The organism is Collimonas silvisoli, assembly GCF_018305005.1.
GTDB lineage: Bacteria > Pseudomonadota > Gammaproteobacteria > Burkholderiales > Burkholderiaceae_D > Collimonas > Collimonas silvisoli.
In genome coordinates, this window is sequence record NZ_JAGQEG010000139.1 from 1 (window position 1) to 10,484 (window position 10,484).

The 10,484-nt window shown below is 60.4% G+C and carries 2 protein-coding genes; both read right to left on the bottom strand.

What is annotated here, in order from left to right; genetic code table 11:
• The coding region (locus KHU33_RS24245) for a hemagglutinin repeat-containing protein (RefSeq protein WP_211467787.1) at window positions 1-9,828 on the bottom strand (9,828 nt) is incomplete at its 3' end.
• The coding region (locus KHU33_RS24250; protein WP_211467789.1) for an IS3 family transposase at window positions 9,825-10,484 on the bottom strand (660 nt) is incomplete at its 5' end. The genes KHU33_RS24245 and KHU33_RS24250, both read right to left, overlap by 4 nt.

A 10,484-nucleotide genomic window follows, 5' to 3' on the forward strand; every position in this document is an offset into this window, starting at 1 on the left:
GTTGCCGCGGTGTTGGGTGGCGAGTACGAGCGCTTGCTGGGCATCAGCCTTTTGCTGTTCCGTGCTGTCTTTATTGTCCAGAACGGCTTGCGCATTTCCTATGTCGGCATTGGCGCTTTTGACCTGTGCATCCGCTTGCTGGGCTTGCTTGTTCGCTGCCTGACCTAAATCGTTGCCGATCTGCGCGCTAGTGGCAATCACGGTGTTGGCGGCAGCCGCCATGGCCTGCTGATTGTTCATGACATTCTTCAGGTCCGGCAACGCCGCGATGGCGGTATGGGCCGTCGCCAAATCGGTGTGCGCGCCCAAGCCGGCCGCACTTGTCATGTGCTGGCCGCCAATCGTGATGTTGCCGTCGGTGAGGGTGCCGTAAGTCGTCGAGCTGGCACTGCCGCTCTCTAATAATGGAATGCCGGGAGTGACGTTCGGATTGCTGGCGCCGGTGCTGGTTTGTGTGGGTGCCTCACCTTTGCTATTGCCGTTGCCGCTACCACCGCTCACGCCGCCCGACATACTCACCGTGTCCGCCGAGTAATCCATCTTGTTGGTGAGGTTCTCAAACGTGATGGATTTTGTGGTCAGATCCGAATTGCCGGCATTCGTGCTGGCAATCGCGCCGCCTTTCAAGGCCACCGTATCGGCCGTGACGTGATAACCGCCATTGCCGGCAAACAGGCCGGACTGTTGATTGACAGCGTTGCTGCTGCCGTTGGCCGTCGATTGCCCCACGTTGCCCGAGGCCTCCCACGCCGTGCCGAAGGAGATCTGTACCCGCCCGCCTACACTGCTTTGTTCATTGTGCTGGACGCTGGTATCTTGCACTGATTCGATCGCCAGCTTGCCGCCGACATCGGCATTGATCGTATCGGCTTTGACCGTCGCACCCTTTAAGGTCGTATCACCTTTGGATGTCAAGGTGACGGTGTCGCCGCTTAACTGCGTGTTGCTGTTGGTCGTGGCGCTATTGTTGTAATTGCCATTACCGACGTTGGCGCTGACATAGGCATACACACCGGTTTTAGCACCGACCTCATACCCTACGCCCACTTCGACACCGGCGCTGTGATTACTGCCGCTGCTCGTTGCGGTGCTCTGGCCGGCGTCGAGCAGGATGTTTCTGGCCGAATCCAGCGTCAGGGTTTTACCCGGCGCATCCCCAGCGGCGATATGCGCCCCGGTGGCGTGGATATCGCCTGCGGTGCTGGTCAGACTGACGTTGCCGCCCCCCTGGACGCTGCTGCCCTGGGCCTGGTTATAACTGCTGCGATCCTGGCTATTGGCACTCGCAAAGCCGACACCGACTTCGGCTTTCAGCAACTCACCGCTCCCGGGTCCGTTTAAGGCGGCACTCGCGGCGCTGGCGACTTGATATCCGTTCGATGCCGCTGCCAAGCCTTGCATGGCCTGCAGACGGCCATCCGATTTCTTGGCATTCTCCAGATTGTTGCCAAGATCGATCAACGGCGAACTGACTCTGGCAAACGCCCCTATCTTCAGATCCGCACTGCTCTGATCGCTACTGCCCGTGTTGGCGGCAGTATTGATGTCGATGGACTTGCCGACGATGTTGATGTCGTTCTTGGCCAGCACATTGCTCGCCGTCTGGGTGTATTTGTCACCCGCGCTGAGGCTGACATTGCCTTGCAGGCTGCCGACATTGCTGGCGACCTGGGTGATAGCGGTATTGTTATCCTTGCTCTTCTCGGAATGGTAGCCGGCAAAGCGCTCCGTATCGGAAATGACCACTTTACCGATGGCCTGGCTGTTGTTCTGGTTGGCGTTCGTGAGCGTATCCTGTCCGCTTTGGATGGTCAGATTTCTGGCGGCGTTGATGCTCAGATCGCTGCTGGCCACCAGGTTAGCGGCGGTCAGGGTGATATCGCCTTCGGTCGTCGCCAGCGTGGCCTTGCCGCCTGCCGACAGAGTTGTGCCGTGGATGGTATCGGTGCTGCCGTTGCCTTTGCCGTTGCTGTTAAATACCCCGACCGGCAAACTGCCCCGGTTATCCGTACTCCAGCCTTTGGCGGTATTGGTTTGCCCCTGGGTCTCGAAGCTGTGCGCCACATCCAGGTTGATGCTGTCTTTGGCGATCAGCGTGGCGTCGCCGCCGGCGCTCATGCTGGCGCCCTGGCTGGTGATGCTGCCGCCGGTGGCAAGGACCGTCAGATTATTGCCTGCCGTGAGCGAGCTGACCTGCGCGGTACTGGTGGCATGGTCCTGATTGCCGCTGGCACTGCGCGAACCGGCTTGCACCACCACTGGCGTGCTTGCTGCCAGCGTACCGTCGCCGATGGCATCGCCATACTTGCTGGCCCGGCCCATGAAGCTGGTGCTGGGATTGCCGCTGGCGCTTTGCTGATAGGCGCTCTTGAAGGCAGCCAACGGGTTCAGCGTCACGCCCACCGATAACCCGCTGGAACTCGATTGTTGTGCGCCGTGTTCCACGCTGGTGTTTTGTGCGGCGCTCAGATCCACGCTTTTGCCGATCAGCGTCAGATTGTTACCTGCGCTGATGTCTGAGGCCACTACGCTCAATTGCTGCCCGGCCTGAATCCGCGTATTGCCATTGATCGAGGCAATGCTGGAACCCTGCTGGGTCACCGTCTCTTCACTATTCTGGCTGTTGGCACTGGCTTTGCCATAGCCGACACTGGCGACCCCGGCAGAGAAACTTGCCGTGAAGCCGGATTTTTTCTGTTCGTGGAGCGAGGTCGTCTGGCTGGTATTTTGTACCGACACGATGGCAACGTTGCCGTTGGTTGCCGTCAGCGCTACATCGTTCAGGCCAATGATGTTGCTGCCGCGCACGGTAACATCATTGCCCGCCGTCACGCTCACCTGATTGCCCGACACCGTACTGCCCTGCGCGACGTCGCCCGTCTTCGTCATCAAATCGTGACTACTGCTGCTGGACAGGAAGCCTTTATGACTGCTCCTGTCCTCCTGGCTATAGTCGCCGTGCAAGGTGGCCTCGCCGATTGTCACGTTGCCGGTCGCGCCCAACGCCGCATTGCCCTTGCCGTCCGGATTGCCGCCAGCCGTGATCGTGCTGGCGGTGACGGTCAGATCCTTGGCCGGTGCTTGTTTTGCCAGGACGACATTGCCGAACGCGTCTTGCTGGGCGCCGGCCAGCACCGTCGCATTGCCGCCCGCCGACAAGCTGCTGCCGACGGCGATCTGGTCATGCATGTCAACGCTCTGCGATCCGCTCCGTTTGCCCGACTTGCCCTGACCATCCAGATGGGTGCTGCTGGTGTCGGTGGCGTTCTGGATGGTCACATTGCCGCCGGCGGCCACCAGCATATTCTGCCCTGACGACAGACTGCTGCCGGTCACCGTCAGGTCGCCCTTGCTCACCATGCCCAGGTTGCCGCCTGCAGCCACCGTGCTGCCGACCGCATGCGTGGCTTGCACGTCGGCATGGCTGTTCGCCGTCGGCGTCACATAATGCGATCCCGTCGATACCGTCTCGACGTTGATCGCATTCCCCGCTGTCAGCATCGCATTGCCGCCGGCGCTGATCTGCGCGCCCTGCAAGGTCAGATTCTGCCCGGCGGACATGATCAGATTCTGCGTCGCCGCGATCTTGCCGACCGCACCCACGGCAGTAATCGTTGATGAGCTATTGCCGAAATGGGTGATGGCCGTGTTGGTGACCGACTGATCCAGGATATTGTTGCCGGCAAACAGGCCGACATTCCCGCCCGAGAGCGTGCCGCCGATGTTGCTGATGTCGTGATCCGCCGCCAGCAGCAATTGCTTGGTGCCCGAGAGCGTACCGCCGGTGTTAACGATATCCGTTCCCTTGATCCCCACAGAATCACCAGCGATCAAGGCGCCGGTCGGCGTCAAGTCCATGCTCTTGGCCAGATACACTTGTGGCACCAGCACCGTCTGCTGGCTGCCGTCCGGCAGCGTCACGATTTGGCTCACCAGCCAGACGATATCGGTGGTCAGCGTCGCCATCTGCGCATCCGACAGCGCCATGCCGGGCACCATATTGAACTGCTTGGCAAATGCGACGCCGTTGGTCATCAGCGATTTATATTCTTCTTCCGCACTGGCATAGCCATGCAAATAACGCATGCCCGTCAGATTGGTGACCTGGTCTGTCATCAGCTTTGCTTCATAAAAGCCGTCGCCCAGGCGCTTTTGCGTAGCCGCCGGGTTGATGCCCAGCAAATTGAGCATGTAGTCGCTGGAGATGAAATTGCCGTACTGCGTGAAGCGCGGATCGGTTTCGATCAGATAGGGCTGATTCGGCTGCGGCCGCACGGAATACAAACCATTGGTCGGGAGCACAGTATTGATCGCGCCGGCGCGCGCACCGTCAACCACACGCGCAGCGCCTGGAATGGTTGTATTACTGGTGCCGCCCACTGCGCTCAAACCACCGACACCGGTCTGGTTCCCGGTGGGCACCCCGCTGATCGTGTTATTCGTCGCCAGCGCCAGCGGCGCGATACTGTCGCCCAGGCCCAGCGATGCCGCACTGGCGCCGATGGGTCGCGTCGAGGCGCCGACGCTGGTATTGGTAATCTGGCCGCCGGTGATCGACACCGCCTGGTTGCTGGTGATGGTGCCACCAGCGACACCGATGTTTTGCGTAATCGGCGTGTTGCTCCAGGTGATCCATTGCACCGGCGGCGCCGGCAAGCTATCCGCCGTGCCGAAACCGCTCGTGTTGGTCGAGGTGTAGGTGCGCGTTAATTGGGTGGAGGTATTGACGATCTTGGTATTGTTGCTGCCGTCGGCAGAAGCGACGCCGTCAATGGTCAGATTGCCGCCGGCGGCAATTTGGCCATTGTTATTGTTCAACTGCGTGCCGACGGCCATGTGCATGTCGCCGCCGGACGTGATCTTCGCCGGCGCGCCGGTCGTGGACGCCAGTTGCGTTTCTGTCACCACCTGATGCGCAATGCGTTCGACCTCGCTCGGATAACTGCCGGCGTAATAGGCACGGACCAGTTGCGTGTCGTTCTGGAAAGTGGCAGTCGGGTCGGTATAGGCGGGAATCGTGACCAGGCGTACACAGTTGGTCGTGCAATTGCCGTATTGGTTGGAATACGTGATCGTCCCTAAGACATTGCGATAGATATTGCCACTCGTGAGGTCGGTCCAGGCGCTGTTGCCGGCGACCTGGTCCGGATTGGCCTGATTGTCGCTGCGCTTCGTAAAATAGATCACCTGTGTGCCGGCGGTTGGCGCCACCCGCGACTGGCTCAGGTATTGGATGTCTTCCGTGCCATTCGGCAAGGGGTAGGCCAGGCCGCCATAATTGATTTCAAACGCCGAATCGGTGGCCGACAGTTTTACTACCGCCTTGTAGATCAGATAGCCGTCGGGCGTCACCACCGGCGTGACCGAGAGGATAGCCGACGGATCCAGATAATAGTCGTCATGCATGTGCGTATTACTGTTACGCAAGGGCGAGCTCCCCTTCGCCAGCGAGGTCGACCAGGGCGACTGCGTCATGGTACTGGTCGTATCCGAGACCGTCACCGTCGTGGTCTGCACGTTCTGCCGCACATTGTTGATCTGGTTCGCCGCGACATTCAACACGCCATCGGCTTCCATGGTCGACGACAGATTGTTGATGGTGCCGGTCTGGTGGAACAGGTAACCGTTGGCATCCTTGGCGCCATCGGCGGCCATGTTCAAGTCGCCCAGGCTGTAGAGCGTCGCTCCGTTCTGGTTATTGACCGTATTGGCCACCCACAGATTGACCTGGTTGGCGCCGGCGATAATCGCTGCCGCACCGTCATTGGTCAGCGTAGCGGCGTTGACGGTCACGTTATTGCCGATCAGGGTGCCGGTGTTGGTGAGAAGGTTGCTGGTCGTGTTGACGTTATTACCCTCGATGCGGCCGGCATTGATGAGATTGCCGCTGCCTGCATTGATCGTGGTGGTGCCGGTCGTCAGATCGCCCGGATTGCCGGAAGCGATATCGGCGCCCGCGGCATTGACCACATTGGCGGCATTGACCGTCAGATTGCCCGCTGCGGCCAGCGTCGCCATATTGGTCAAGGTGCCGGTGGTCGACAAGGTCAGGTCGCGGTTCGCGGTGATCTGGTTGCCGGCGTCATAGGTATAGTCGCCTTGCAGGCTGACATTGCCGTCACGGCCAGCGACGATCTTGCCGTCGCCGAGCAAGGAATTAGCGGTCAAGCTCAGATCGACATCGCTGCCGACCGAGCCGTTGGTGTTGGTCAACGTGCCTGTGTTGATCGCAATCCCGCCGCCGCTGCCTGCCGGGTTGGCAATGCTGCCGTTCGTATTGTCGATGCTGGCCGCCGTCAAGGCCACGCTGCCGCCGCTGATGCCGCCACCGATATTGGTCAAGGTGGCACCTGGCTGATTCAGCGTCAGTGCATTGGTGGCCATCAATTGCCCGCCGGTGTTGTCCACACTGGTCGGCGTGTTCAGGTTCAACGCGCCGCCGGCGATAATGTGGCCGCCTTGCGTGTTAGATAAATTGGGGGTGGCAACCGTGACATCGCCGGCGCCACCGATCAGGCCGGTGCCGCTGCCTGCGGATGGATTGGCATTCGTGATGCTGGTTGTGCCGGCAACGGTCGTTTGGCCGGTGCCGACATTGATGATCTTGCCGTTCGTGTTGTCGACCGTGCTGCCGGATACCTGCAATTGGCCGGTGCTGCCCAGCGCTTCGATTTTGCCGCCGGCGTTCGTCACAGCGCCCTGCGCAATGGTGGAAACGCTGCCCATCCCCTCCAGCGCACCGTTGGTATTGTCCAGCGTACTGCCGGACGATACGTTGAGATTGCCCAGCGCACCGATGGCGCCAGCGACGTTATCGATGCTGCCGGCTGTCGCCGTGACATCCCCCTTGCCGCTGATGCTGCCCGCCGCATTGTTCAGCGCCTGCGTGGCATTCACGGTGACCGCGCCGCTGCCCAAATTCTGGATGTGACCGGCGCCGTTATTCACCGATTGCGCGTTGACGGTGGCGCCAGAAGTCGCCCCTTCTATGGTGCCGCCCTGGTTATTGAGTTGGCCGGAATTGGCGTTGACGGCCACAGCCACGCCGCCGATATAACCGCCCAGGCTGTTGTCGACATTGGACGTGCTGGTGACCGACTCACTGCCGACCGCCGTCAGTTTGCCGCCCTGGTTCGCGATGGAACTGGCCGTGACGGTGGCCGCGCCATTGGTACCCAGCACGCCGCCATTATTCGACAGTGCGCCGGTGTTGACGGTCAATGTTCCGCTGCCCATGTGGGCGACAGAGCCGCCATCGTTGGTCAATGTCGCCGGCGACAGCGTCAGATTGTGAGCCACCACGCCGATCATGCCGTTGCTGTTGTCGAGCATTTGCGACACGTTGATGGTGGCCGTGCCGTTCGTGTCGTTCTGGATGACCTTGCCGGCGGCATTCTTCAGATTGCTCGCCTCTAGGTCAATCGTGCCGGCGCCCAAGGTGCCGCCGCTGTTGTCCAGCGTGGTTGCCGTGATGGTGGCGCTGGTCGGGCTGGCGGTCGATCCGGCCTGAATCGTACCGCCGCTATTGGAGAGCAACGAACCAGCGTTGACTGTCATGGCGCCATTCGAACCGAGGGAGCCGCCATTGTTGTTCAACGAGGTGGCCGTCAAGTTCAACGTCTGCTGTGCGCTAATCGATCCGCTATTGATCGTCGCACCAGCAGTGATGCCGGCCGCGCCATTGGTCGCTATCGCACCGTGCTGATTCGATAGCGTGCCGGTGGCGATGTGCAGCGTGCCGGCTGCGGCCTGGGAGATGGTGCCGCTGTCGTTGGTCAGGCTACCTGTCGTGAGCGTCAGATCGGCGGCGTTGCTCTGCAATGTACCGTGCGAATTGTCGAACGCACCGGCGGCTTGCACCGTCATCGCAGCGCTGCCGCTTTGCGAAATCGTGCCAGATTGATTGGCGATGTCGTGCGCGTGCAGGTTGATCTGGGTGCCGGCAATCGTGCCAGCGTTGTTGGTCAGCGTGGATCCTGCAGAGGCATTCAGGGCGGCACCAGCGGCCAGGGTGCCGGAAGAATTGTCCAACGCCTGCGTGGTCGCGACAGTCAGATTCTGGGCAGCGCTGATCGTGCTGCTGTTGGCCAGCGATCCTGCCGACACAGCGACGTTGCCATTGCCGCCGATGACACCCGCTGCCGCATTGGTCAGCTGACCGCTGGCTGTCAGCGTCAGGCCATCGGCATTGAGCGATTTGACACTACCGGACGTATTGTCGATATTGGCGCCAGTCAGCGTCAGCGCGCCACCGGATTGCAGCGTGCCCTGGCTGTTGGAGACGTCCCCCGCGACCTGGATATTCTCACTGCCTACCGCTGTGATCCGGCCTGCCTGATTATTCAGGCTAGACGCGTTGATGGTGACTTGGCCGTTACTGGCAATCGATCCCTGTGCATTGGCGACCGCTCCGCTCTGGATCGTGGTCACGCCGGAACCGGCATGATTAATTTGACCGCCGGCGTTATTGAGGCTGCCGGATTGGATCGTCAGATTCTGGGCATTGGTGGCCAGGGTCCCCGCGCCGTTATTCAACAGGCCACTGGTCGTGATGCTGGTGTCGCCGGTGCCTGACTGGGTGAGCGTTCCGCCAACGTTGGAAAGACTCGTGGAGTTGGTCGTCAGTTGCGCGGCGCTGACGCTGCCTTGATCATTGAGAATAGCGCCGACAGCATTCATGTTAGCCACGCCTGCAGCTTGCAGTGTGCCGCCGGTCAGGTCGATGTCGCCGGTGCGGGCCGCTAAGCCGATGTGACCACCTGCATTGGTCTGCGCATGGGCTAGGCTGACACTCGTGCCACTGATGTCGACATTGGTCGTCGCCGTATTCTGGCCGGCGGCACTGATCGCACCGGCAGCCGTCATGCTGATACTTCCCGTCTGCGTGGCGTGGCTATTGGCGTCGATCCCCGCGCCCAGCACACCGCTGGAATTGATGCTGCCGGAGAACAGCGTCAGGTCGCTCTGGGCGGCCACGGTGCCGCTGTTGGCGATCTGGCCGGCACTATAAAGCTGTACCGCCTGCTGGCCATAGAGCGTGCCGGTATTGGTGATACCGTCGTTGCCGACAATGCGCACCTGGCCGTTGGCGGTCGTGCGGCCGCTCAGAGTCACCTTACCTTGGGAATCGATATTCAGATCCCCGGCGCTGGCCGCGATATTGCCGAGACTGACCACGCCGACGCCGGCTTCGCTGCCGACGAGGCGGATACGGTTGGCATACATGCCGCCCAAAGCAGAAGAGTCGATCGCCACGGTGGGCTTGCCGCCTTCGCCTGCAATGACCTGGATACCCAGTCCGTCATACGAAACAAGGTTTGCCCCCGTAATCACGTTGAGGCTATTGTTGGCCCAGATCTGGCCATTCACTGAAACCGAGCGCGCTATCAAATCCAGCGCATCAAGGCCGCTACCGTTCAGACCGTTGGGGCCGACCTGGATGTCGCCACGTGTGACACGCAACGACTGTAGGCTGCCGTCTGGGCCGATAACGGGAGTTCCCGTCGAAATCACGCCACGGGACGTGTTCAAAAATCCCAATCCTGAGACTGAAAGTCCGTTCGGATTGGCGATCACCACCTCGGCACGCTGGCCGGCGACTTCGATCGTGCCATTCAGGGTGCTACGCCCGGTTCCGGTCACTTCATTCAAGATAATGCGCGCCGCATTGCCTGGCGCCAGGTTCCCGTTGCCCGGAATCCAGCCAGATAATTGCGTTGATACGCTCGTGGGAGCGTTGTTCAAAATGAGGCCGGAAGCCCCCACATTCAGTTGCGAAAATTGATTGTGGCTCAGGCCAGCGTGACCGTACCCCGAAATCAGTATCACCGATTATTAGAATTTTCCGACTCCTGGATACCGGCCAAGAAGGCACTTTCCCTTGCCTGGCGAGCGAATTCTGCCGGTGTCGCCCACTGCAATGCAGAGTGGGGACGGCTCTCATTATAATCCTGGCGCCACGTCTCGATCTTGTCGCTGGCGTCGTCGAGCGACAGAAACCAGTGGGCATTCAAGCACTCTTGGCGAAACCGTCCATTAAAGCTTTCGATCTTTGCGTTGTCGGTCGGTGTGCCAGGTCGACTGAAGTCGAGTTCGACGCCACCTTCATACGCCCACCGGTCCATCGCCTTGGAAATGAATTCGCTGCCGTTGTCGACCTTGATCGTTGCCGGCAAGCCGCGATGCACAGCGATGCGATTTAACGTATTCACGACATCCTCTCCTTTTAAACTTTGCCCTACTTCGATCGCCAGGCATTCACGTGTGTAGTTGTCCACCACGGTGAGCGCCCGTAGGCGCCGTCCATCGAACAAGGCATCTGCGACGAAGTCCATGCTCCAGATCTGGTTCATTGCGGTAGCGAGGTGTTTCGGCTGGCGCAGGCGTGCCGATTTGTTGCGCTTGGGCCGCTTAAGCCGCAGCGACAGGCCCTCTTGCTGATACAGACGATAAACACGTTTATGGTTATCGAGCCAGCCTTCACG